The organism is Sphingomonas paludis, assembly GCF_053502515.1.
In genome coordinates, this window is the sequence record NZ_CP187558.1 from 1,762,103 (window position 1) to 1,786,073 (window position 23,971).

Sequence of the window (23,971 nt, forward strand, 5' to 3'; positions counted from 1 at the left end):
TGATGGGAGGGGATAGCGAAGCTTGCCGCGACAGCGGCTAGCGGCGCTTGGAGAGGGTGATGAGCTTTCCCGAGCGTAGGCCATCACCCCTCTCCCAGCTTCGACTAGGCGGCAGCGCCGCCAAGTCTCCGCATCCCTCTCCCGCAAGGGGAGAGGGAGTATTTAGCGTCCCTCCTGCTCGATCCGCCGATACTCCGTTGCCAGCACGTCGAAGGCCAGCTTGCGCGTGCCGACCTCCGAGATCAGCCCCTTGCGGTTCCAGCCCTGTTGATAGACCGGGTGCTGGCGACGCGGCGAGCGGAAGTCCTTGAGGATCCAGGGCGACAGGCCAGCCAGGAACGGTACCTTGCGCGCCATGGCCAGCGTCTGGCGATAGACCTCTGCCTGATATTCCTCGCTGAACTTGTGCGGATCGGCCGAGCCGTCGCGATAGCCCGCCAGAGCGCCTGCGCCGAATTCGGAAAAGATCAGCGGCTTGTCGACCGGGCTGCGCCATTCGAACGATGGCAGGTCCGCCAACGGATCGCCGGAATACCAGCCGGAGTAGGTGTTGATCGCCATCACATCCAGATCGGCGAGCAGCGGATCGTCGATCGTCGATACCTTGCCCTTTCGCTCGCTGAGGAGCGCGGCAGTGACCAGGCGGGTATCGTCCAGCGCGCGGACATCGGCGATCAGGGTGCGGAGGAACGTGTTGCGGGCATCGCCGATGGGGGTTTCGTTGGCGACGCTCCACAGGCCGATCGAGGCGCGGTTGCGGTCGCGCCGGATATTGGCGGCCAGCATCGCGCGGGCCGTGGCCAGCGTATCTGCGTTCGACCAGTCGACCAGCCAATAGACGGGAATCTCGCTCCACACGATCAGACCGAGTTCGTCGGCGGCGCGGGTCATCACCTCGGCATGGGGATAATGGGCCAGGCGCACGAAATTGCCGTTCAGGCCGTGCTTGACCTCGCCCAGCAGGGCGCGGGCGCTGGCCGGGGTCATGGCGCGGACGGGATTTTTGCCAATTTCCTCCTCATGCACGGAAATGCCGCGCAGAAAGAGGGGCTTGCCGTTCAGCATGATCCGGTGCCCGCGCACCTCGATCGTGCGAAAGCCGATCCGGTCCACCATGCGGTCGGCACCCGCAGTGACCGTCACGTCATAAAGCATCGGGTCGTCCGGCGACCAGCGGCGGAGCGCACGCGGAGCGGGCGCCGACCCCTCCCACATCCCGCCAGCGGCCCGCCCGTCCAGCGTCACGCCCAATGCCGGGATCGTCACGCGAACAGGCGCGGCGGCATCCGGCCCGTTCAGCCGGATGGTCGCGGCAATCCGGCCATCGCGGGTCACGCGGACCCAGGCGTCATCGATAAAGGTGTCGGGAACGGCAATCAGCGAGACGGGCCGGGTGATCCCGCCATAGGTTTCCCAGTCGGTGACGGGCGGCGGCACGCTTTGCGGTGTGCGGGCGGAATCCACCCCCAGCGTGATGCGGTTGGTCCCTGCGCGGACCAGCCCCGTCACTTCGAACGCAAAGGGCACGAACCCACCCTCATGCCGCCCGACTTCCTGCCCGTTCAGAAACACCGCCGTCGAATAGTCCGCCGCGCCGATGCGCAGGAACAGCCGTTCGCCCGGCCCTGGCTGCGCGTGCTCGAACGTGCGCTGATACCAGACCAGGCCGTGATAGTGGCGCATTTCTGACGAATGTCCGATCCAGCTGCCCGGCAGATGAGTGATGGCCGACCGCTGAACGTCGAATTCGAACAGCGCGGTCGGGTTGTCCCGCTCGACATCGGCGATCACCCGGTCCTGCCAGCGGCGTGTGGAATCATTGGGCGGCCCGCCGTGAAACCCCTTCACACCGTCGCGGAACGGGTCGATCGACCAGTGCCACGCCCCGTCCAGCTTTTGATGTGGGCGCAAATCGGCGGCGGTCAGCGTGACCGGCTGGGCGGCAAGCGGCAGGGCAATCAACGCCAGCGCCATGGCGGCCAGAAAACGCAGCATCCTCATCCCCTTGTTCCGTGGGTACGAGGCTAACGGCTAATCGCCGGCTTGCAACCGGCGCTCAGTCGGTACCGTGGCCCTTGGCCAGATAGTCGAAGCTGCGCATTTCGTTGAGGCGGCTGACGGTTCGCTGGAATTCGAAGCGGCCATCGCCTTCGGCATAGAGTTCTTCGGGCGTGGCATCGGCGGCGGCGAGCAGCTTGACCCGGTGTTCGTACAGCGCGTCGATGAGCGTGACGAAGCGTGCGGCCTCATTGCGGTTTTCCGGCCCGAGCCGCGGGATGCCGACCAGGATGACGGTGTGAAAGCGGCGGGCGATGGCCAGATAATCGGCGGCACCGCGTGCCTCTCCGCACAGCCGCTTGAAGCTGAACACCGCGACGCCCTTCAGCGATTTGGGCACGTGCAGCGTGCGGCCGCCGCCCACGTCCAGTTCCTCGACGGGTACTTTCGCTCGGTCCTCGACCGGATAGTCGGTGAGGCGGAAAAAGGCGGCCGACAATTCCGCCGTTGCCTCCGGGCCATTGGGGACAAGCCAGGTGTCGATGCGACCCAGTCGATCGAGCCGGTAATCGACCGGGCCATTGAGCGCGACGACATCGCATTTCTGCTGGATCAGGTCGATGAAGGGCAGGAACAGCGACCGGTTGATCCCATCCTTATACAAATCGGTCGGCGCGCGGTTGGAAGTGGCGACGATGGTGACGCCGCGATCGAACATCGCGGTGAACAGGCGCGACAGGACGGCGGCATCGGCGGGGTTGTTGACGATCATTTCGTCGAACGCCAGCAGCCGCACCTCGTCCGACATGGTTGCCGCGACGGGCTGAATCGGGTCCGGCACCTCGCTGCCGCGCGCGATGTGCAGCCGGTGATGCACCTCCTGCATGAAGGCGTGGAAATGGACCCGGCGTTTGCGGCGGATGTCCAGATGCTGGAAGAACAGGTCCATCAGCATGGATTTGCCGCGTCCGACATCGCCCCACAGATAGGCTCCGCGCGGCGGCTCCGGCGTGCGGCCGAGCAGTTTCCAGAGGGTCGATCCGCGCTTGGGAACCGCTTCCAGTTCGGCCGCCAGCCGGTCGAGCCGTTCGGCGGCAGCGGCCTGAGTGGGGTCGGGGCGCAATTCGCCAGCCGCGACCAGCGCGCGATAGGCCGCAAGCGGGCGGGTCATCGCGGCGTGCTGCCCTTGCGTGCGGTGCCGGTGAAGCTGGCGATCACCCGTCCTTCCTGAACGACGCGGCCGCGCATGAAGAACAGCCGACCGGTTTCGCGCAGCAGTTCGACCTCCGCTTCGATCGCCGTGCCCATCCGGGCGCCGTCGATGAACTGAGCGGACAGGTCGACCGTCGAGGCGCCGTCGATACTGGCCACGCCCAATGCACGGCCCGCGCCGAACAAGGCCATGTCCATGAACCCCAGCAGCGCGCCGCCATGCACCTGATCGCGCAGGTTGCTGTGTCGGCGGGCCGGTGTCATCCGGACCAGTGCCATCCCGGCGCCCTCCGCCCGGACGGATATCGCGCCGAGCATGTCGTTATAGCGGTCGCGCTCAACCAGTTCCCACCGGTGCCATCCGGGGAGATCCGGGTCGGGAAAGAAGCGGAAGGGCGATGGATCGGTCAAGGCCGGGTGCCGCTATGCCTCCCCGGGGCCGGGGAGGCATACCGGATCAGATCGCGCGTTCCATTTCCATCTTCTTGATCTCGCCGATCGCCTTGGCCGGGTTTAGGCCCTTGGGACAGACATTGGCGCAGTTCATGATGGTATGGCAGCGATAGAGGCGGAAGGGATCCTCCAGCTCGTCCAGCCGCTCGCCCGTCATCTCGTCGCGGCTGTCGGCCAGCCAGCGATAGGCCTGAAGCAGAATCGCCGGGCCGAGAAACCGGTCAGAATTCCACCAATAGCTGGGGCAGCTGGTCGAGCAGCAGGCGCACAGGATGCACTCGTACAGGCCATCGAGCTTGGCGCGGTCCTCCGGCGACTGCAGCCGTTCCTTGCCCGAGGGCGGCGGCGTCACCGTCTGCAGCCACGGCTTGATCGAAGCGTACTGGGCATAGAAATGGGTGAAATCGGGGACCAGGTCCTTGATGACATCCATGTGCGGCAGCGGCGTGATACGGATCGCGCCCTTGATGTCCTCGATGGCGGTCGTGCAGGCCAGCGCATTGCGCCCGTCGATGTTCATCGAACAGGAACCGCAGATGCCCTCGCGGCAGGACCGGCGGAAGGTGAGGGTGGGATCGACCTCGCCCTTGATCTTGATCAGCGCGTCGAGGACCATCGGGCCGCAATCGTCCAGGTCGACCTCGAACGTGTCGTAGCGCGGGTTGGCGCCGGCGTCGGGATCGTAGCGATAGATCTTGAACTGCTTGACGCGCGTAGCGCCTTGGGGCGCTTTGTGAACCTTGCCCTCGTTCCTGATCTTGCTGTTCTTCGGCAGGGCGAATTCGGCCATGGTCACTTCCCGTTGTTGCACATTCCGATCTGGCGCGGCGGGCGCGCCAGTCAAGACCCGCACCCGTTACAACAGGCTGACGCTGCTCGCAAATGCAGCAGACGCGAAAAATGCGATTATCGATCGAGAGAAAATCGCAATCCGGCGGCGATCAGATGACGTCGAGCACCAGGCCTAGGTCGCGCGCCTCCTGCGCTTCGATATACCAGTTTTCGGGCGCTCGGGCTTTCAGCACCTCCAGGTCGATCTGCGTGCCCTGGACCAGGTCGCCGAACCCCTCTTCCTCGATGCGGATCGAATGTTCGATCTCGTGCAGCGCGGCCTTCAGGCTGGCGATGCAGGTCTTGAGCGGCCCTTCGAGCTGGATGGTCTTCGACAGGATGCGCTCGTGGATCATGATCCGCGTTCCACGGGTCAGGAACCTTTTGTCCGCGGGAAAGGCGGACATGAACGTCGCGCCAGCCGAATAGACCGCGACCTTGCCCAGGAACAGCAGTTCGCGCCCCTTATATTCCCGCAGCAGCCGCACCTCGTCGCCCATCAGCCGGGCGACCTCCGGATCGCCGCCAAGGGTCGAGATCGAAATGACGATCGGCCCGTCTGCGGGAGCGCTGGCCAGTGCATCGCGGAAGGTGGCGGCCATGGCGTGATTGACCGGCCCCGACAATTCGACATGCGGGGTGGCGAGCAGGGGATAGGGGTGCTGGTTATGGGTCATGCCCGCCGAACGGGTGGTATCGGGCATGGTTCCGTAACAATTTTGCGGTGCAGCGCTTTTGTCGTCTATCGGCCTGCGCTGGCCGGGCCATCGACCATCGCCATTGCCGGTCGGCCGACGGGCTTGCCGGCATCGCGCGGGGCGCGGGCATCCAGCGCGGCCAGCCAGACGCCGGTTTCCGCTCCGATCGACAATTGCGGGTTGCTGGCGTCGACCTTTGCCGTTTGCTCCCATCCGGACACGAGCCCGCGCGCTTCGGCCGCCGCACCGGCAAAGGGTTGCGGCTTGCGCAGGGCAATGTTGATCAGGGCGTCGCCGAAAAAGGTCCAGTCATTGTCGGCGGCGCATCCGAAGCTGGGACGGTCGGCCGATGCGGCGGTGGCGACCACGCGGTCCGGGTCGGCGAGCAGCGGGACGAAAACACCCGAATAACAGGCGCTGATCAGGATCATCGCCCGGTCGATGCCCAGCGTATCGAGCGTCGACCAGAGGCGGAAGGGCGAGATGGCCCCGAAGCCGCTGTCGCCGTCATGATAGACGATGCCCCATGGGGCGCCGTGGCTGGTGGTGTAGAGGATCAGGACATCCTCCTGCCGGTCCATGCGGTCGGCGATGGCGGCCAGCGCCGATTCGATGTTGGCGGGCGATCCCATGGCCAGTTTCGACGGCGCCTGCCCATCGCTGCCGGCCAGCACGATGCTGCGTCCCTGCGCCTGATAGCGCCGTTCCAGCACCTGGGCCGTCGCCCGCGCCTCCCGCCCGAACACGGGATCGCTGTCCAGCCCAGCGACCAGGACATAGGCGTCGATCACCCCCGGGCGCTGCGGTTTCAGCGCATCGATCTGTTGCGTCAGTCGCCGCGATTCCTCAAGTGCCCAGCCGACGGGCCGCGCTCGCTCGACCGCCAGTCCCGCATCGGCCATCGCCTGGCGTTGCTGGGCGGAGGCCGCCGCCACACTTCGCTGGGCAAGGCCGGTGTGCATCGGCGGGGCATAGGCTGTCTGCGGGCCGGGCGCGGCCGATCCGGCAAAGACCGATGCCGTCAGCATCGCCGCCGCGACCATCCAGCGCTGAAGCCCGATCCGTTCCATGGACCACCAGCTTTCCCCGGCGGCGGCATCAGGTCAAGCAGTCACTGGACCCGTTCGATTGGAAATCGTTGCTTTCCTGCCTATCTGAAGGCGCATGACACGCCTTTCCCTGCTTGACCTGATCCCGGTGCGCGAGGGCGCGACCGTGGCCGACGCTCTTGGCGATGCGGCCGCCATCGCCCGCCATGTCGAGGGGTTGGGCTTTGCCCGGTACTGGGTGGCCGAACATCACGGCATGGCGGGCGTCGCGGGCGGTGCCGCCGCCGTGGTGATCGGCCATGTCGCTGCCGCCACGCAGCAGATTCGCGTGGGAGCAGGCGGCATCATGCTGCCGAACCACGCGCCGCTGGCGATTGCCGAACAGTTCGGGACGCTGGCTGCGCTGTATCCCGGCCGGATCGACCTGGGCCTTGGCCGAGCGCCCGGCAGCGATCAGCGCGTGGCACAGGCGATGCGCCGCACGCTGGCCAGCGATGCCGACGGGTTCCCGCGCGACGTGATGGAGTTGCAGAGCTACTTCGCCGATGACGGCCGGACCGGTATCCGGGCGACGCCGGGTGCGGGCGCCGACGTGCCCATCTATATCCTGGGGTCCAGCACCTATGGCGCGCAGCTCGCCGCCGCGCTGGGCCTGCCCTATGCCTTTGCCAGTCATTTCGCGCCGCAGATGCTGGACGAGGCACTGTATCTGTATCGCCGGGATTTCCGCCCCAGCACGCAATTGAAGGAGCCCTATGCGATTGCGGGGTTCAACGTGTTCGGTGGCGAGACCGACGCGGCGGGCGAATATCTGGCCAGTTCGATGCAGCAAAGCTTCGTCGCGCTGCGCACCGGCAATCCCGGCAAGCTGAAACCCCCGGTCGCTGGCTATCGGGACAGCCTGCCGCCCCAGGCACAGGCGATGCTGGACGGCGTGCTGAGTGCCAGCGCCATCGGATCGGCCGCGACGGTGGAGGCCCGGATGCGGGCGTTCGTCGATCGCACGGGTGTCGACGAACTGATGCTGACCAGCGCGATATTCGATCAGGATGCCCGTGCGCGCAGCCTGACCATCGCCGCGAACGCCATTCGGGCGATCGCGGCCGCACCCGAGCCGGCACTCGCCGGCTAAGGGCCAATTCCCGTTTGAATGTTGCGGTGCCACCCCTTAAGTGCCGCCGCGACACCCCCCATCGGCAGGAGAGAGGGCATGACGATCACTGGCGAACTTTTTATTGGTAGCGCTCGCATTGGCACGAATGAGCGGTTTCACGCATATAATCCGGCCACCGGAGAGGCCATTGCCGATGCCGGTTTTTCGCTGGCGACGGTAGAGCAGGTCGAAGAGGCCTGTGCGCTGGCCGCGGCTGCTTTCCCCATCTATTCCCAGCTGTCGCTTGAACAGCGGGCAGCATTTCTGGACGCGGCTGCCGACGAGATCGATGCGCTTGGCGATACGCTGACCGAGCGGGGCTGCGCCGAAACCGGCCTGCCGCCCGCCCGCCTGAACGGCGAGCGCGGACGCACCGTCGGTCAGTTGCGGCTGTTCGCCAAGGAAGTGCGCGACGGCGCATGGCAGGGCATCCGCATCGACCATGCGATCCCGGATCGCCAGCCGCTGCCCAAATCGGACCTGCGCCTGCGCCGCGTGCCGATCGGCCCGGTCGCTGTCTTTGGCGCATCGAACTTTCCGCTCGCCTTTTCGGTGGCGGGCGGTGACACCGCATCGGCGCTGGCCGCCGGTTGCCCGGTGATCGTCAAGGCGCATTCAGCACACCCCGGCACGTCGGAGCTGGTCGCCGGTGCGATCGTGCGCGCTGCCGAAAAGACGGGAATGCCGAACGGGGTGTTCTCGATGATCACGGGCGCAGGATCGACCGTCGGGCAGAAGCTGGTGTCCGACCCGCGCATCATGGCGGTGGGCTTCACCGGATCGCGTGGCGGCGGCATCGCCCTGATGAAGACGGCGGCGGCACGGCCGGTGCCGATCCCGGTCTATGCCGAAATGTCGAGCATCAACCCGGTGATCCTGATGCCGCACGCGCTCGCCAATCGCGGCGCTGCACTGGCGGACCAGTTCGTGGCGTCGGTCAGCATGGGTGCCGGCCAGTTCTGCACCAATCCCGGGCTGATCCTGGCGGTGGACGGACCCGAGCTGGATGCGTTCATCGAGCGCGCCGGTGGCGGGGTGTCCGGCCTGGGCGCGCAGGTGATGCTGACGGACGGCATCCACAAGGCGTTCGAAGAGGGCAAGTCCAAGCTGGCGGCGCTGCCCGGTGTCCAGACGGTGGCGACCGGACTGGCTGCCGAAGGCCCGACCCGCGGCGTTGCGGCCCTGTATGCAACGACGGGTGCCCAGTTCATCGCCGATCCGGCGCATGCGCATGAAATCTTCGGCGTGTCGTCGCTGGTCGTCAAATGCGCCGACGTCGATGAGCTGAACACGGTGCTGACCAAGCTGGAAGGCCAGTTGACGGCGACCCTGCAGGTGGACGAGGCCGATCACGACGCCGCCCGCACGCTGATCCCGGCGCTGGAACAGACGGTCGGCCGGATCATCGTCAATGGCTGGCCCACCGGGGTCGAGGTGACCCATGCCATGGTGCATGGCGGGCCGTTCCCGTCGACATCGGATGGCCGATCGACTTCCGTCGGCACGCTGGCGATCGACCGGTTCCTGCGCCCCGTCAGCTATCAGGACATGCCGGAGGCGTTGCTGCCCGACGCGCTGAAGGGTGCGGTGCCCGGCGTGCTGGCCCGCGTCGACGGAGCCTGGACCGTCTGATCCGGAACCGATTGACGGGACGTTGAAACGGGCCGGTTCGCTCTTGCGTTCCGGCCCTTTTCGGTTTTAGCGTGATACCGATAACAGCGGGGGAGAGGTCAGCATGACGACCAAGGGAGTTTCGTTCGCGCTCGGCATGGCGATCATGGTCGCCGGAGCGGCATCGGCATGGGCGCAAAGCGGTGGCGAAGTGCAGATCACCGATGCGGAAAACGCCGAATGGAATTTCACGGGCAAGGGGATGCGGACCCGCGTGGTCGAATCCGAAGGCGCGCCGGGCGGCATGGCGATCGAGGCCGCGGTGGCACGCAAGGGCGCCAACCCTTGGGACATCCAGACCGCCATCACCCTCAAACAGGGATTTGCGGTGGGCGACAAGCTGAGCTTCGGTTTCTACGCCCGCGCGGTGAAGGGGGATGCCGGTGGGTCCACCGTCACGCTGCCCATCCGCATTCAGCGCACCGCCGCCCCCTATGACGCGGCGATCGAAGGTGCCGTGACGGTCGGCCCGGAATGGAAATATTACTGCATTTCCGGCCCGGCGAAGATCGCGTTGCAGCCGAACGAGATGAACGTTTCGGTCCAGATGGCCGGCGACAAGCACACGGTCGAATTCGGCCCGTTCCTGGGCTTTCTGATCCCGGCAAGCTCGTCCGCTAATTTCAGCCGCAAATGTGCATGACGACCGGGCTTTGTCCCCTGCGCGGCCAAGCATTGCTTGACTCGGGCAGGGGGCGGACTAGTGGTAGCGCTACCAGAGTGAACAGCTGATGGGAATTGCCGTGGAGAGGATGCTTACGCCCGAAACCCTGCCGGTGGATTATCGCGACGCAACGCTGGTTGGCCGCGTTGCGCTGGCCGATGGTCCCGTGCCCGTGGTGGTGCGTGGCGGCACGGTGTTCGATGTGTCGCGCGAAGTGCCGACGGTCGCCGACCTGCTGGACGGCGATGCGGCGTCGGTGACCGGCCGGGCGCTGGGCGACGTGCTGGACTTGGCGGCGCCGGGCAGCGACGGCGGCCCCGTGCTGTTGTCGCCGGTCGACCTGCAATGCGTGAAGGCGGCGGGCGTGACCTTTGCCGTGTCGGCGATCGAACGGGTGATCGAGGAACGGGCGCGCGGGGATTCCGGCGCCGCGGCCGCGATCCGCGCCGAGCTGGAGGACAAGGTGGGTGACGGCATCCGTTCCGTCGTTCCCGGCACCGAACCGGCCGCGCGGCTGAAGCAGGCGCTGATCGATGCGAACATGTGGTCGCAATATCTGGAAGTCGCCATCGGCCCCGATGCCGAGGTGTTCACCAAGGCGCCCGTGCTGTCGACGCTGGGCTGGGGCGCGGAAATCGGCGTCCGGTCCGATTCGACCTGGAACAATCCCGAGCCCGAAGTCGTCCTGGCGGTCAATTCGCACGGGCAGACCGTGGGCGCGACGCTGGGCAACGACGTCAATCTGCGCGATTTCGAGGGGCGCAGCGCGCTGCTTCTCGGGAAGGCGAAGGACAACAACGCTTCTTGCTCGCTGGGGCCGTTCATCCGCCTGTTCGATGGCAGCTACGGCATCGACGATGTGCGTGCAGCGGAAATCGACCTGCTGATCGAGGGCGAGGAGGGCTATCGCCTGGAGGGGCATAGCTCGATGCGGCAGATCAGCCGCGATCCGCTCGATCTGGTCAAGCAGACGTTGAGCGAGCATCAGTATCCGGACGGATTCGTCCTGTTCCTGGGCACGTTGTTCGCGCCCGTGCAGGACCGGGACGAGCCGGGTCGCGGGTTCACCCACAAGGTCGGCGACCGGGTGACCATCGCCAACGACCGGCTGGGACGGCTGGTCAACCGGGTGACCACCAGCAAGGCGGCTGCCCCGTGGACCATGGGCATCCGCGGATTTTATCGCAACTTGGCTGAGCGCGGGTTGCTGGTCGAGCCGGTTTCGGCTTGACGGAATGAACGGGCGCGGGGAGGGGATGCCCCGCTGGACAGGAACTCAGAGTGACGAAGGAATTGATTATGGCCGAGGCTGATCCGGCTCAATTGACGCAAGCCGCGGCCAAGCGTGCACTCTATCCGAGCCTTGAGGGCAAGCGCGTGCTGATCACCGGCGGCGGCTCCGGCATCGGTGCGGGACTGGTCGAGGGCTTTGTCGAACAGCGGGCGCAGGTGACGTTCTTCGATATCGCCGAAGCGGATTCGCAGGGCGTGGTCGACCGGCTGGATGGCCCCCATCGGCCGACGTTCCACCGCGTCGACCTGACCGACATCGCCGCGCTCCAGGCGGCCATCGCCAAGGTGGAAGCGGCCGACGGCCCGTTCGACATCCTGGTAAACAACGCCGCCAATGACGACCGGCATTCCATCGAACAGGTGGACGAAGCCTATTGGGACAACCGCCTGTCGGTGAACCTGAAGCACATGTTCTTTGCCGCCCAGGCCGTCGTGCCGGGCATGAAGGCGAATGGCGGCGGCGTGATCGTCAACCTGGGGTCGATCAGCTGGCATCTGGGCCTGAAGGACCTGCCGCTGTACCAGACGTGCAAGGCCGCGATCGAGGGATTGTCGCGCAGCCTGGCGCGCGATCTGGGCGAGTTCGGGATCCGGTCGACCTGCGTCATCCCCGGCAATGTCCGCACGCCGCGCCAGCTGAAATGGTACACGCCGGAGGGCGAGGCGGAGATCGTGGCGGCCCAGTGCCTGAAGGGGCGGTTGGTACCCGATGACATCGCCGCGATGGTGCTGTTCCTGGCCTCCGACGACGCGCGGCTGGTCACCGGACACAGCTATTTCGTGGATGCGGGCTGGCGCTGAGATGAGCGTCGTGCGGTCCGAGCCGAAATCGGTCTGGTCGCTCGGCGCGCCGCTGGGCGAGGGGCCGGTCTGGGTCGAACGGGATGCGGCGCTCTGGTTCGTCGATATCAAGGGCCACCGCATTCATCGCTATGACCCGGCGACGGACGAACGCCGATCCTGGGATGCGCCGGCGCAGGTCGGATTCTGTCTGCCCACCGAGAGCGGGCGGTTCATCGCCGGATTGCAAACCGGATTGGCGATATTCGATCCCGTGTCCGGCAGCTTTACCCCGTTGGTGGACCCCGAACCGCATATGCCGGGCAACCGATTGAACGACGGCGTGGTCGATGGCCATGGCCGCTTGTGGTTCGGCACGATGGACGATGCCGAAACGGCGGACACCGGTTACTGGTACCGGCTGGACGGCGACCGCTGCATCAAGGCGGCGGGTCCGGTTTCCATCACCAACGGCCCGGCGCTCTGTCCGAAAAGCGAGACCATCTATACCGTCGATACGCTGGGCGGCCCGGTCTATGCCAGCGATGTTCAGCCCGACGGTAGCCTGGCCAACACCCGGCTGTTCACCGCGATCCCGAATGGCGAAGGCTATCCGGACGGTCCGTGCGTCGATGCCGAGGGATGCGTCTGGATCAGCCTGTATGCCGGATGGGGCGTGCGGCGCTATTCGCCCACAGGCGAGTTGCTGGAGGTCGTCGAGTTTCCGGTCAGCGCGATTACCAAGATCGCCTTTGGCGGGCCGGACCTGAAGACCGTGTTCGCGACCACCGCCGCCAAGCATCTGGATGCCGACGCGCGTGCGCGCGAGCCGCTGGCCGGGGACCTGTTTTCATTCCGGGTCGATGTGCCCGGATTGAAGGGAACAACGATAAAAGGGTATTGAAGAGGATGATCCACCGCACGCTCGCGCTCGCGCTCCTGCTGACCGCCGGGGCGGCGGCGGCGGAACCCGTCATCCTGACCCCGATGAGCAGCCATGCGGTGATCCAGCGCGATCGGCCGCTGATCGTCATCGGCACCGCCGATCCCGGCGAGGCGCTGACCATTGCCATGGGCAGTGCTTCGGTTCAGGCAACCGCCGACGCAGCGGGCAAGTGGCAGGCGACGCTGCCCGCGCTCCCCGCCGGTGGGCCGCACAAGCTGACCGTTACCGGCGCGAATGGCGCGACGGCGGTGATGGACGACCTGTTGGCGGGCGATGTCTGGCTGTGTTCCGGCCAGTCGAACATGGAATATGAGACGCGCAACACGCTGAACGGGCCGGGCATCGTCGCGTCCTCGGCCGATCCGCAGCTCCGCCTGCTCAAGATGGAAAAGCGCGTCGCCTATTCGGCCGACGCCCCGCTCGAGAAGCGGCCTGCATGGGCGGCCGCATCGCCGGAGAGCGTCGGCGGCTTTTCGGCGGCCTGTTACCTGATGGTCAAGCAGTTGAAGGCCGAACAGGGCGTGCCGATGGGCGCCATCGATTCGAGCTGGGGCGGCACCGCCATCCGGCCGTGGATCGCGCTGGAGGACGCCCGCCCGCTGCCCGGCAATGCCGAGGATGCGACGTTGATGCAACTGCGCGGCGAGGATCCGGCCAAGGCGCTGGCGGTGTTCGCCGGACGCTGGGGCACATGGTGGCGGGAACAGTCGGGCGACAAGCCGGGGCAGGAGCCGTGGAACGCCCCCGACCGCCTGAGCTGGCAGCCGGTGCCGAAGATGACGCCGTGGGAACAATGGGGCGGCGAGACGGCGGAGCTGAACGGCACGGTACTGTTCCGGCGCGAGGTGACGATCGGCAAGGATGCGGCGGGCAAGGGCGCGACGCTCGATCTGGCCGGTATCGACGAGCGTGACACGGTGTGGGTCAACGGCGTCGCGGTCGGATCGACCTTTGGCTGGGGCAATTGGCGCAGCTATGCGGTGCCCGCCGGGGTGCTGAAGCCGGGTGCAAACCGCATCCTGGTGGCGATCAGCGACAATTGGGGGCCGGGCGGCTTCATGGGCCCGACGGAGCGCATGGCGCTGACGGTCGAGGGTCAGGCGGCGCTGCCCCTGGCCGATGGCTGGCGCTATGCCATCGCCAAGGTGAAGGGCGAGCCGCCGCGCACGCCGTGGGAAAGCCATTGGGGGCTGTCGACGCTGTATAACGGCATGATCGCCCCGCTGGGGTCGATCGCGCTGAAGGGTGCGGCCTGGTATCAGGGCGAGAGCGACGTTGGGACGCTTGGCTATGACAAGCGCATGGCCGCGCTGATGGCCGGGTGGCGGCGGCAGTCGGGGGTGGCGGACCTGCCGTTCCTGATCGTCGGGCTGGCGGATTATGGTGCGCCCGCATCGCAGCCGGTGGAAAGCGGCTGGGCGGTGGTGCGCAACGAACAGCGACTGGCCGCAGTGAATGACGGCCATGCGGCCATCGTGACGGCAGTCGATATCGGCGAGCGGACCGACATCCACCCGGCGAACAAGAACGAACTGGCCGCTCGGCTGGCGCGGGCGGCGACGACGCTGGCCTATGGCGGGACCAAATCCCCGTCGGGGCCGCTGGTCAGCGGGGCGCAGCGCGACGGCGCTGACGTCGTCGTCCGCTTTTCCGGGGTGACCGGCAAGCTGAACGCGTGGAGCGCGCCCGGGCCGATCGGGTTCGAATTGTGCGGCGCGGGGGCGGGATGCCGCTATGCCACCGCGCGGACCGAGGGGGCGACGGTGCGGCTGACGGGCGACGGCAAGCCGGTGGACAAGGTGCGCTATGCCTGGGCCGACACGCCCGTCACCAACCTGTATGACGAAGCGCCGCTGCCGGCCGTGCCGTTCGAGGTCGCGGTTGAATAGCGGTTGACGACAGAAAGGCCCTCACCCTTCCGCGCCTGACGGCGCTCCCTCCCTCTCCCGCACGCGGGAGAGGGAAGGGGCCCGCCGCGAAGCGGTGGGAAGGGCGAGGGTTTTCTTGGACGGGCCATCGCTCCTCACCCAGCTTCGACCCGGTGGCAAGCCGCCAAGTCTGCGCAACCGGTTCGGGGTGAACAGCCGCCTCACGCTGTTCAATCCATGCCGCGGGCATGGACGACTCCGAACCCCCCTTTTAAGGCGAGAGGGGAACGGCGCTCCTGCGAAAGCAGGAGCGCTATACGCTTGCGATCAGTGATTGTGCCTGGGCACCTTTTCGCTGGTCTTGCGGTATTTCAGCGCGAATTCCATCACGCCGCCTTCGCCGAGCTGTCCGGTCTTTTCGCGGAACAGCTCCTCCCACGGGGTCGCGCTTTCGGGCACGGGGGGCAGGCCGTCGGCGGCAAGACGGCGGTCGATTTCCGCCTGTTCAACCAGCGCGTTGCATTCGCCGGTGTTGAGATCGACGCGGATCATGTCGCCAGTGCGGAGCCAGGCAAGACCGCCGCCCGCAGCACTTTCGGGCGACGCGTTGAGGATCGACGGGCTGTCCGACGTGCCCGACTGGCGGCCATCGCCCAGCGTCGGCAGGCTGCGAATGCCGCGCTGGAGCAGGGCAGCGGGCGGCTGCATGTTGACGACCTCCGCCGATCCGGGCCAGCCCAGCACGCCGGAGCCGCGGATGACGAGGATACAGTTCTCGTCGATCTCCAGCGCCGGATCGTCGATGCGGTGATGATAATCGTCTGAGCCATCGAACACGATGGCGCGGCATTCGAAAATGCCTTCCTGACCCGGGCGCGACAGGTAACGCTGGCGGAACTCGTCGGAAATCACGCTGGTCTTCATGATGGCGAAATCGAAGAGATTGCCCTTGAGCACCAGGAACCCAGCCTTGTCGATCAGCGGTTCGGCATAGGGCTTCACCACTTCGCGGTCGGTGGTGTGGCGGCCGGTGATGTTTTCCGACATCGACTTGCCCGTGACGGTCAGGACGCTGCCATCGACGCGGCCCGCCTCGATCAGTTCGTGCATCACGGCGGGCACGCCGCCCGCGCGGTGGAAGCGCTCGCTCAGATACTTGCCGGCGGGCTGCATGTTGACGAGCAGCGGCACGTCATAGGCGTCCTGCCAATCCTGCGGCGTCACCTCGACCCCGGCATGGCGGGCCATGGCGACGATGTGCGGCTGGGCATTGGACGAGCCGCCGATGGCGGAGACGAGGGTGATTGCGTTGACGAAAGCCTGACGCGTCAGGATGCGCGACGGGCGAAGGTCCTCATAGGCCATCTCGACGATGCGGCGGCCGGTTTCATACGCGATCTGGCCGCGCTCGCGATAGGGTGCAGGGATCGCGGCGCAGCCGGGCAGGGAAAGGCCAAGCCCTTCCGCCACGGCGTTCATCGTGCTGGCGGTGCCCATGGTGTTGCAATGCCCGGCGGACGGCGCGGAGCTGGTCGCGGCGCGCAGGAAATCGGCCTCCGTGATTTCGCCCGCCGCCAGCTTGCGGCGGCTGCGCCAGATGACGGTGCCGGAGCCGACCAGATCGCCCTCGTCCCAGCCGTCGAGCATCGGGCCGCCGGACAGGACGATGGCGGGAATGTCGACGGTGGTGGCAGCCATCACCTGACTGGGTGTGGTCTTGTCGCAGCCCGTGGTCAGGACGACGGCGTCGATCGGATAGCCGTTAAGGATTTCGACCAGGCCGAGATAGGCGAGGTTGCGGTCGATTGCCGCGGTCGGGCGACGGCAATTCTCGAAGATGGGATGGACCGGAAACTCGATGCACACACCGCCCGCTGCTTCGATGCCGGAACGCACGCGCTTGGCGAGTTCGAGGTGGATCCGGTTGCAGGGGGAAAGGTCGCTGCCGGACTGGGCGATGCCGATGATCGGCTTGCCGCTCATCAGCTCCTCGGGCGTGATCCCGTAATTCATGAACCGCTCGAGATAGAGTGCGGCCATGTCGCTGCGCCCTGGCGCTGCAAACCATTCGCGAGAGCGGAAGGGGCGGGCGGGGGTGCGGGTCACGGGACAGTCTCCAGTCAAAAAAAGGGGGAGGGTGGCGGTGCACCCTCCCCGGATCGATGCGGAAGGCGGATCAGCCTTCCATGGCTTCCAGTTCCTTGCCCGCCGTTTCCTTGATGAAGCGCTGGACGAGGAAGAAGCTGATCACGGCGCAGACAGCGTAGAAGCTGTAGCTGGCGGCCAGGCCAATGCCCGCAGCCATGATCGGGAAGCTGAGTGAGATCAGGAAGTTCGTGAACCACTGGAAGAAGCCGCAGACAGCGAGGGCCGAGCCGCGAATCTGGTTCGGGAACATCTCTCCCAGCATGACCCACATGATCGGGCCCCAGCTCATGTTAAAGAAGATCACATAGAGGTTGGCGGCGACCAGCGCGAGCGTGCCGAGCGACGGCGACAGGCTGAGCTGCCCTTCGGCATCCAGCGTGCCGTTGGCAAAGGTATAGACCAGCGCGAACAGCGTGACCGCCATGCCGGCCGAACCGATCAGCAAAAGCGGCTTGCGGCCGATCTTGTCGACCAGGAAGATGGTGATGATGCAGGCGGCGATGGACACGACGCCGGACACGATGTTGATCTGCAGCGACTGATCTTCGGTGAAGCCGGCCAGCTGCCACAGGGTCGCGCCGTAATAGAAGATGACGTTGATGCCGACGAGCTGCTGGAACACCGCCAGCAACAGGCCCGCCCAGACGATCGGACGGATGCCAAGGAAGCCGCCGGGCGTCAGGATGTCCGACAGGCGTGGACGGTGATCGGCGGAAAAGCTCCCCTGGATGTCGGCCAGCTTGGCCTTCGCCGTTTCCGGTCCGAACAGGCTGGTCAGCACGGTCTGCGCTTCGGCCAGCTTGCCCTTCGACACCAGATAGCGCGGGCTTTCCGGAATGAAGAGGAGGGCGACCAGGAAGACGCCGGCCGGGATCGCCTGCATCAGGTACATCCAGCGCCATGCCTCCAGCCCCAGCCAGAACGGCGCGGTCGACGAACCGGCAGCGGCGGCCAGGAAATAGTTGACCACGAATGCGGCGGTCAGGCCGGTGATGATCATGATCTGCTGAATGGTGGTCATCCGGCCGCGAATGTCGGCGGGAGCGACTTCCGAGATATAGGCAGGCGACAGCACGCTGGCGGCGCCGACCGCCATGCCGCCCATGATGCGGGCGACGACGAACAGCGGCTGCATTTCGGAAAAGCCCTGGATCAGCGCGCCGATCAGGAAGACGATCGCCGTCAGGATCATGACGTTGCGGCGGCCCATCGTGTCGGCCAGGCGACCGGCGAAGAAGGCACCGATGAAGCAGCCGATCAGCAGCGAGCCGACGGTGAAGCCCAGGCCCCCCTCGGTCAGGTTGAACGCGCCCTTCAGCCCGTCCTGCGTGCCGTTGACCGCGCCGCTGTCATATCCGAACAGCAATCCGCCGATCGTCGCCACCGCGACGATGGCAATAACGAGCGCCAGATTGGTGCGCTCCGCCGTTGTCTGAACCATTATTCCCTATCCCCTCCGGTCTCACCCTGAAGTCGCCGGGCTTGTGCCCGACTGTTAGCGTTAACTGAAAAGCCCATCCGGCGCATGATTGCAAGCGCCTTTGCGATGGGTGCCCTATCGTTCACCGCTTTGGCGGCGGACCGGCGGATTCGCGCTCGATCAGCACGAACGGAACGATCTGGTCATGCCCCTCGACGCCCTGATCGTCGTGGCGGCCGGAAATGCGACGCAGCAGCAGGGCGACGCCGTGTTCCGCCATTTGCGCGGTCGGCTGACGGATGGTCGTCAGTTCCGGCCAGATCGACGTGGCGATGGCCGTATCGTCGAACCCCACGATGCTGATGTCGGCGGGGACGTGCAGGCCAAGCCGGTGCGCGACACCCACGGCGGCCGCCGCCATGTCGTCGTTCGACGCGAACAGCGCGGTCGGCCGCGACCGGCTGTCCAATATCCGCTCCGCTGCCTCCATGCCCGAGCGAAAGGTGAAATCCCCCCGCTCGACGCGTGCCGCAGAGGGGTTCAGCCCGGCATCGGCCATGGCATCGCAAAAGCCACGATACCGTTCGGCAGAGGCGACCTGATTGGGATTGCCGAGAATGAACGCGATCTCCCGGTGGCCCAGCCGCAACAGATGATCCGTCATCGCCCGCGCGGCAGCATAATCGTCGATGCGGACATTCAGGCTGCCCGGCATGAATTGCCCTAGCGAGATCGACGCATAGGGGAGGCCGGCTGCTTCCAGTTCGGTGCGGACCGTCCGATTTTCCGACAGAGGCGCGGGGATCAGCACCCCCTGAACCTCGGTCGCGGCAAGCTGTCGCGTCGCTTCGGCCAGTTCCTCGTCGCTTTCGCCCTCGCAGGATTCCAGGACGACATGGCATCCCGACTTGCGCGCGGCATTCAGCGTGCCAATCAGCAACTGGCTGAGATAGCCAGCCGAGGGGTTGGCATAGAACAGGCCGATCTGGGTTGCCTCACCCGCGGCCAGATTGCGCGCGGCGGTATTCGGACGGTAATTCAACCGTTCGATCGCCTGCAAAACCGCCGTTCGCGTGGCTTCGCGCACATTGGTGCCGCCGTTGACCACGCGGGATACCGTCATGGCCGACACCCCCGCAGCCACGGCCACATCCTGCACGGTCGGGCTGCCCTGCCGCCGTCTGCTCGTCTTCATGCCCCCTCCATCTCCGGCAGCCTGCATAATGTTACGGCATAACAAACGCAATTGAGTCTGATGGTTGACGCCTGTGGATCGGGATGCCAGTCAGCCGCTGGTAACGATATCAGGCCTGGTGTGTGCCGATCTGGCGCGCTTTGGCCGCATGAGGGGAACGCCATGACACTGTATCGCACCCGGGCCGCGCTGGCGGCATCGGCCAGCATGATCCTGTTTGCGGCGGGCGGTGCCGCCCTGGCCGCGCCGGACCCCGCACCCGTTCAGGCGGAGGCCCGCCCGGCCTATAAGGACCCGTCCCAGCCGGTCGAGGCGCGCGTCGAGGATCTGCTCAAGCGGATGACGCTCGAGGAGAAATTTGCCCAGATGATCGCCATCTGGGGCACCAAGAACAAGGTCCAGACCGCCGATGGCACCTTCGATCCGGCAGCGGCGTCGAAGAATTTCCCGAACGGTCTGGGCATGTTGTCGCGTCCGTCCGACAAGCGCGGCGTGGTGCGCGATACCGGTGCAGCCGGGGCAACGGCCGATGTGGTCAACCGCGAGGCGGAGGATACGGCCAATTACGTGAACGCAGCCCAGAAATGGGCGGTGGAAAAGACCCGGCTGGGCATCCCGCTGTTCGTCCATGAAGAAGCGCTGCACGGCTATACCGCGCGCGGCGCGACCAGCTTTCCCCAGGCGATCGGCCTGGCCAGCACGTTCGATCCAGCACTGGTCGAGCGGGTGTTTTCCGTCGCTGCGAAGGAAATGCGGGCACGGGGCGCCAATCTGGCGCTGGCCCCCGTGGTCGACGTCGCCCGCGACCCGCGCTGGGGCCGGATCGAGGAAACCTATGGCGAGGATCCGCATCTGGTGTCCGAGATCGGCCTGGCTGCGATCAAGGGGTTTCAGGGCACGACGCTGCCGCTGGCCAACGACAAGGTCTATGTCACGCTGAAACACATGACCGGGCATGGCGAACCGCAGAACGGCACCAACATCGCCCCGGCCCAGATTTCGGAGCGCATCCTGCGCGAAAACTTCTTTCCGCCGTTCGAGCGGGCGGTGAAGGCGCTGCCGGTGGCGGCGATCATGCCCAGCTACAATGAAATCGACGGCGTGCCGAGCCATGTGAACCCCTGGCTGCTCGACACGGTGCTGCGCAAGGAATGGGGGTTCAAGGGCATGGTGGTCAGCGACTATTTCGCGGTCGCCGAGACGGTCAGCCGTCACAAGATGTTCACCGACAAGAAGGAAGCGGCGGCGCGTGCGGTCGAGGCCGGTGTCGATGTCGAGGCACCGGACGACGATGCGTTCAAGCACCTGCCCGAACTGGTCAAGTCCGGCCGCATCAGCGAGGCGCAGATCGACACGGCGGTGCGCCGCATCCTGACGCTGAAATTCCAGGCCGGGCTGTTCGAAAATCCCTATGTCGACGCCAAGGCGGCGCTGACCAAGGAGAACACGCCCGACGCCATCGCACTGGCGCGGGAAGCGGCGCAGAAGGCGATTGTCCTGCTGAAGAACGACAAGGGCGTCCTGCCGCTGGATCCCGACCGGATCGGCCGGATGGCCGTGATCGGCACCCATGCGCGCGACACCCCGATCGGCGGCTATTCCGAAGTGCCGCGCCACGTCGTCAGCGTGCTTGAGGGAATGCAGAAGGCCGGCGAGGGCAAGTTCCAGGTGGACTATGCCGAAGGCGTGCGCCTGACCAAGTCGCGCGCCTGGGCCGGCGACGAAGTGGAGCTGATCGATGCCGAAACCAACGCGCGGCTGGCCGACGAGGCGGTCGAAAAGGCGAAGGCGGCCGACGTCATCGTCATGGTGCTGGGCGAGAACGAGCAGCTGAGCCGGGAGGCATGGGCGGACAATCACCTGGGCGACCGCTCGTCGCTGGACATGGTGGGGCCGCAGGACGAACTGGCCAAGCGCATCATCGCGCTGGGCAAGCCGGTGGTCGTCGTGCTGCTGAACGGACGGCCGCTGGCGGTGAACTATCTGGCAGAAAATGCTCCCGCCCTGATCGAGGGCTGGTATCTGGGCGAACAGACCGGCCATGCGGTGGCCGATGTCGTTCTGGGCAAGGCCAATCCGGGCGGCAAGCTGCCCGTCAGCTTTGCGCGCCATGCGGGCCAACTGCCCGTCTATTACAACACCAAGCCCAGCGCGCGGCGCGGCTATCTGTTCGATACGACCAAGCCGCTTTACCCGTTTGGCTATGGTCTCAGCTACACCAGCTTCGACATCGGTGTGCCGCGCGTCACGACCCCGACGATCAAGGTGGGCGGCACCGCCACGGTCGAGGTCGACGTCACCAACACCGGGCTGCGGGCCGGGGACGAGGTGGTGCAGCTTTATGTCCGCGACGATGCGGCCAGCATCACGCGACCGATCAAGGAGCTGAAGGCGTTCGAGCGGGTGTCGCTGAAGCCGGGCGAAAAGCGCACGGTCCGCTTCACCCTGCCGCCCGAGGCGCTGTCGCTGTGGAACATGAAGATGGAGCGGGTGGTGGAGCCCGGCACCTTCACGATCATGGCGGGGCCGGACTCGGTTCAGCTGAAGGAAGCCAAGCTGACAGTGGAGTGACCTCTGATCCTCCCCCTTGATGGGGGAGGATAGCGGAGCTTGCCGCGTCAGCGGCTAGCATAGCTTGGAGAGGGTGAGGGTTCGACGCTGACGGCGGGCCTTACCCCTCACCCAGCTGCCACTAGGCAGCAAGCTGCCAAGTCTTCGCAACCCTCTCCCGCAAGGGGAGAGGGTTTACGGTGTCACCGCCCGCTCTGCGCGAACGGGCCGATGGTGGTGCCGACGAAGCCGCCGGCCTTGCGCGTCGACAGGATGGTCGCGTCGGCACCTTCGAGCAGCGGCCGCCAGTCGCCACCGCTGGGGGCATAGGCAAAGCTGGCCTTGCCGCCGTCTATGCTGACGCGCAGCCGAACGGGACCGGCATCCAGCGGTCGTTCGACCAGCACCCGCCCGTCCTGCGCCTCGCCCGCATTGGCGCGCGCCGCGACGCGGATCACGCGCTCGCGCCCCTTGCGAACGACCTGGACGCCCATCCACGCCTCGTCCGACTGCATGGCGATCAGACCGGCCCGATCGCCATCCTTCAGCGGTTCGTACAGCATCTGCGTTTCGACCGTCGCCTTCAGATGCTGCTGGCGTCGGGCGATGTAGCTTGGGTTGCCGTTTTCGCCCAGGCTGACCGGACGGGGCGTCAGCTGAAGCGCGCCCTGATCGACCCGGAACCAGTTGCCCTGCGGGTTGCGCAGCATCACCCATTCCATGCCCAGCGGCTTGTCGAAGTCATAGCGGACGCTGAACGGACCATTGTGCGGCACGGGGCCGGGCTTGCCGGCGGGCAGGTTCGGCTTCTTCGCGGTCCATGGGATCACCTGGCCGGGGCGGGTGATGACCGGCCAGCCATTTTCCCATGTGACCGGCATCAGGAACGTCTCGCGCCCGATATTGTAGAGGTCGCCCTCATAGGGCCGCACGGCGAGGAACGGTGCCCACCATTCGCCGTTCTGCGTCTCGACCAGATCGGCATGGCCGGCCGAGGTGATCGGATTCGACCGATCGCCGGGCAGGTCGCGCTGCGTCAGGAACGGGTTGTTCGGATTGGGCGTATAAGGGCCGTCGGGCTTGCGCGAACGCAGCACCACCTGGCTGTGATTGACCGCCGTGCCGCCCTCTGCCGCGGTCAGATAGTACCAGCCATCCTTCTTGAAGATGTGCGGCCCCTCGATCCATACCGGGTTCTTGGACGGATCCACGCCGCCATCGACCAGCACGGTGCGCGGGCCGAACGTCTTGAGCGTCGCAGGGTCGATCTGCTGGATCCAGATGGCGCGGTGGCCGTCGTAGCGGGGGGTGCCCAGCGGTGCGCCGTTGTTCAGCACCCATGCCTTGCCGTCGGTGTCGAAGAAGATCGACGGATCGATGCCGCCGTCCAGATCGGGCAGGAATACCGGGTCGCTCCACGGACCCTTCGGATCCTTGGCGGTGATGATGAAGTTGCCGTTGCAGTCGACACAGGTGTTGATGATGTAGAACGTGCCGTTGTTATATTCGATCGCGGGGGCGAACACGCCGCGCGACAGGCCCAGCCGCTTGAAATCCAGCTGATCGGGCCGGTCGATCGCATTGGCGATCTGCGTCCAGTTCACCAGGTCGCGGCTGTGCCAGACGGGAATGCCGGGGAAATGAGCGAAGCTGGAATTGACCAGGTAATAATCCTCGCCGACGCGGGTGATCGACGGATCGGGATAATAGCCCTGCAGGATGGGATTGCGGAACTCGCCGGGGCCTGGCCTGGCGATGGCATCGACGGGATCGCTGCCCTGATAGGTCAGCCAATCGAACTGCGCGACATTGGTGGCGGGGATGGCCGGATCGCCGGCGGCGCCGGTGGTGGCTGCACAGCCGGTCAGCGCGATCGTGCTGCCGAGCAGGGCTGCAAGCATGGTCTTGTTCATTTCAACTCCCCTTGGGCCACATTGCATTTCATCGAATTCATCCAGGCCCCGTTCGTGCCGAGCCTGCCGAATGGCTGCCTTTCCCCGCTGAGGAAGAGAGAAGGACAGCACTTCGACAAGCTCAGTGCG

General features: G+C 66.1%; 18 protein-coding genes. 8 read left to right on the forward strand and 10 right to left on the reverse strand.

Translation table 11 applies throughout. The features are described 5' to 3' along the window. Positions 1–162: 162 nt before the first annotated feature. The 6 genes from ACPVPU_RS08615 to ACPVPU_RS08640 form a co-directional block, all read right to left on the reverse strand. Positions 163–1,995, reverse strand: a complete 1,833-nt coding sequence (locus ACPVPU_RS08615; protein ID WP_448657522.1) for a glycoside hydrolase family 2 protein — start codon at positions 1,993–1,995, stop codon at positions 163–165. A gap of 61 nt (positions 1,996–2,056) precedes the next feature. Next, positions 2,057–3,169 carry a cell division protein ZapE gene (gene zapE / locus ACPVPU_RS08620; RefSeq protein WP_448657523.1) on the reverse strand — a complete coding sequence of 371 codons (1,113 nt, stop codon included), beginning with the start codon at positions 3,167–3,169 and terminating at the stop codon, positions 2,057–2,059. Next, positions 3,166–3,621, reverse strand: coding sequence for a PaaI family thioesterase (locus ACPVPU_RS08625; RefSeq protein ID WP_448657524.1), 456 nt, complete (start codon positions 3,619–3,621; stop codon positions 3,166–3,168). The genes zapE and ACPVPU_RS08625 overlap by 4 nt, the downstream gene beginning before the upstream one ends. A 46-nt stretch (positions 3,622–3,667) precedes the next feature. Continuing rightward, entirely contained in the window at positions 3,668–4,453 is a 786-nt protein-coding gene (locus ACPVPU_RS08630; protein ID WP_448657525.1) for a succinate dehydrogenase iron-sulfur subunit, read from the reverse strand. 151 nt (positions 4,454–4,604) lie between these two features. Then, a complete protein-coding gene (locus tag ACPVPU_RS08635; RefSeq protein WP_448660455.1) occupies positions 4,605–5,171 on the reverse strand; it encodes an ATP-dependent Clp protease proteolytic subunit in 567 nt (188 codons plus the stop codon). 65 nt (positions 5,172–5,236) lie between these two features. Further along, positions 5,237–6,262 (reverse strand): C13 family peptidase, encoded by a 1,026-nt coding sequence (locus tag ACPVPU_RS08640; RefSeq protein WP_448657526.1) that lies wholly within the window; start codon positions 6,260–6,262, stop codon positions 5,237–5,239. 94 nt (positions 6,263–6,356) lie between these two features. Between ACPVPU_RS08640 and ACPVPU_RS08645 the strand changes: the two genes are divergently transcribed. From ACPVPU_RS08645 to ACPVPU_RS08675, 7 genes are all read left to right on the forward strand, one after another. Next, a complete protein-coding gene (locus tag ACPVPU_RS08645; protein ID WP_448657527.1) occupies positions 6,357–7,373 on the forward strand; it encodes an LLM class flavin-dependent oxidoreductase in 1,017 nt (338 codons plus the stop codon). 78 nt (positions 7,374–7,451) lie between these two features. After that, positions 7,452–9,026: an aldehyde dehydrogenase (NADP(+)) gene (locus ACPVPU_RS08650; RefSeq protein WP_448657528.1), complete on the forward strand. Its 1,575-nt coding sequence runs from the start codon at positions 7,452–7,454 to the stop codon at positions 9,024–9,026. 103 nt (positions 9,027–9,129) lie between these two features. After that, positions 9,130–9,708: a hypothetical protein gene (locus ACPVPU_RS08655; RefSeq protein ID WP_448657529.1), complete on the forward strand. Its 579-nt coding sequence runs from the start codon at positions 9,130–9,132 to the stop codon at positions 9,706–9,708. Between the two features lie 109 nt (positions 9,709–9,817). Beyond that, positions 9,818–10,960, forward strand: a complete 1,143-nt coding sequence (locus ACPVPU_RS08660; protein WP_448660457.1) for a fumarylacetoacetate hydrolase family protein — start codon at positions 9,818–9,820, stop codon at positions 10,958–10,960. Positions 10,961–11,028: 68 nt separating this feature from the next. Further along, a complete protein-coding gene (locus ACPVPU_RS08665; protein ID WP_448660459.1) occupies positions 11,029–11,823 on the forward strand; it encodes an SDR family NAD(P)-dependent oxidoreductase in 795 nt (264 codons plus the stop codon). Continuing rightward, a complete protein-coding gene (locus ACPVPU_RS08670) occupies positions 11,807–12,706 on the forward strand; it encodes an SMP-30/gluconolactonase/LRE family protein (RefSeq protein WP_448657530.1) in 900 nt (299 codons plus the stop codon). The genes ACPVPU_RS08665 and ACPVPU_RS08670 overlap by 17 nt, the downstream gene beginning before the upstream one ends. Before the next feature lie 5 nt (positions 12,707–12,711). Next, positions 12,712–14,637, forward strand: coding sequence for a sialate O-acetylesterase (locus tag ACPVPU_RS08675; RefSeq protein ID WP_448660461.1), 1,926 nt, complete (start codon positions 12,712–12,714; stop codon positions 14,635–14,637). Between the two features lie 306 nt (positions 14,638–14,943). On the opposite strand, the gene ACPVPU_RS08680 is transcribed toward ACPVPU_RS08675, so the two are convergent. From ACPVPU_RS08680 to ACPVPU_RS08690, 3 genes are all read right to left on the reverse strand, one after another. Further along, complete coding sequence (locus ACPVPU_RS08680) at positions 14,944–16,722, reverse strand: IlvD/Edd family dehydratase (protein ID WP_448657531.1); 1,779 nt, start codon at positions 16,720–16,722, stop codon at positions 14,944–14,946. 70 nt (positions 16,723–16,792) lie between these two features. Beyond that, complete coding sequence (locus tag ACPVPU_RS08685) at positions 16,793–18,205, reverse strand: sugar porter family MFS transporter (protein WP_448657532.1); 1,413 nt, start codon at positions 18,203–18,205, stop codon at positions 16,793–16,795. A gap of 121 nt (positions 18,206–18,326) precedes the next feature. Further along, a complete protein-coding gene (locus ACPVPU_RS08690; RefSeq protein ID WP_448657533.1) occupies positions 18,327–19,379 on the reverse strand; it encodes a LacI family DNA-binding transcriptional regulator in 1,053 nt (350 codons plus the stop codon). A gap of 162 nt (positions 19,380–19,541) precedes the next feature. On the opposite strand from ACPVPU_RS08690, the gene ACPVPU_RS08695 reads away from it, so the two are divergent. Further along, the gene (locus ACPVPU_RS08695) at positions 19,542–21,950 is read left to right on the forward strand and encodes a glycoside hydrolase family 3 N-terminal domain-containing protein (RefSeq protein ID WP_448657534.1); all 2,409 of its coding nucleotides are present in this window, start codon (positions 19,542–19,544) and stop codon (positions 21,948–21,950) included. 182 nt (positions 21,951–22,132) lie between these two features. On the opposite strand, the gene ACPVPU_RS08700 is transcribed toward ACPVPU_RS08695, so the two are convergent. Next, positions 22,133–23,842: a glycoside hydrolase family 43 protein gene (locus tag ACPVPU_RS08700; RefSeq protein ID WP_448657535.1), complete on the reverse strand. Its 1,710-nt coding sequence runs from the start codon at positions 23,840–23,842 to the stop codon at positions 22,133–22,135. Positions 23,843–23,971 lie beyond the last annotated feature (129 nt).

Excerpts from the sequence above, each read along its gene's own strand:
- ACPVPU_RS08670 (WP_448657530.1), top strand. The coding sequence starts at position 11,807 with ATGCGGGCTGGCGCTGAGATGAGCGTCGTGCGGTCCGAGCCGAAATCG.
- ACPVPU_RS08645 (WP_448657527.1), top strand. The coding sequence starts at position 6,357 with ATGACACGCCTTTCCCTGCTTGACCTGATCCCGGTGCGCGAGGGCGCG.
- zapE (WP_448657523.1), bottom strand. The coding sequence starts at position 3,169 with ATGACCCGCCCGCTTGCGGCCTATCGCGCGCTGGTCGCGGCTGGCGAA.
- ACPVPU_RS08635 (WP_448660455.1), bottom strand. The coding sequence starts at position 5,171 with ATGACCCATAACCAGCACCCCTATCCCCTGCTCGCCACCCCGCATGTC.
- ACPVPU_RS08695 (WP_448657534.1), top strand. The coding sequence starts at position 19,542 with ATGACACTGTATCGCACCCGGGCCGCGCTGGCGGCATCGGCCAGCATG.
- ACPVPU_RS08650 (WP_448657528.1), top strand. The coding sequence starts at position 7,452 with ATGACGATCACTGGCGAACTTTTTATTGGTAGCGCTCGCATTGGCACG.
- ACPVPU_RS08675 (WP_448660461.1), top strand. The coding sequence starts at position 12,712 with ATGATCCACCGCACGCTCGCGCTCGCGCTCCTGCTGACCGCCGGGGCG.
- ACPVPU_RS08640 (WP_448657526.1), bottom strand. The coding sequence starts at position 6,262 with ATGGAACGGATCGGGCTTCAGCGCTGGATGGTCGCGGCGGCGATGCTG.
- ACPVPU_RS08615 (WP_448657522.1), bottom strand. The coding sequence starts at position 1,995 with ATGCTGCGTTTTCTGGCCGCCATGGCGCTGGCGTTGATTGCCCTGCCG.
- ACPVPU_RS08700 (WP_448657535.1), bottom strand. The coding sequence starts at position 23,842 with ATGAACAAGACCATGCTTGCAGCCCTGCTCGGCAGCACGATCGCGCTG.
- ACPVPU_RS08660 (WP_448660457.1), top strand. The coding sequence starts at position 9,818 with ATGCTTACGCCCGAAACCCTGCCGGTGGATTATCGCGACGCAACGCTG.
- ACPVPU_RS08690 (WP_448657533.1), bottom strand. The coding sequence starts at position 19,379 with ATGAAGACGAGCAGACGGCGGCAGGGCAGCCCGACCGTGCAGGATGTG.
- ACPVPU_RS08630 (WP_448657525.1), bottom strand. The coding sequence starts at position 4,453 with ATGGCCGAATTCGCCCTGCCGAAGAACAGCAAGATCAGGAACGAGGGC.
- ACPVPU_RS08655 (WP_448657529.1), top strand. The coding sequence starts at position 9,130 with ATGACGACCAAGGGAGTTTCGTTCGCGCTCGGCATGGCGATCATGGTC.
- ACPVPU_RS08665 (WP_448660459.1), top strand. The coding sequence starts at position 11,029 with ATGGCCGAGGCTGATCCGGCTCAATTGACGCAAGCCGCGGCCAAGCGT.
- ACPVPU_RS08685 (WP_448657532.1), bottom strand. The coding sequence starts at position 18,205 with ATGGTTCAGACAACGGCGGAGCGCACCAATCTGGCGCTCGTTATTGCC.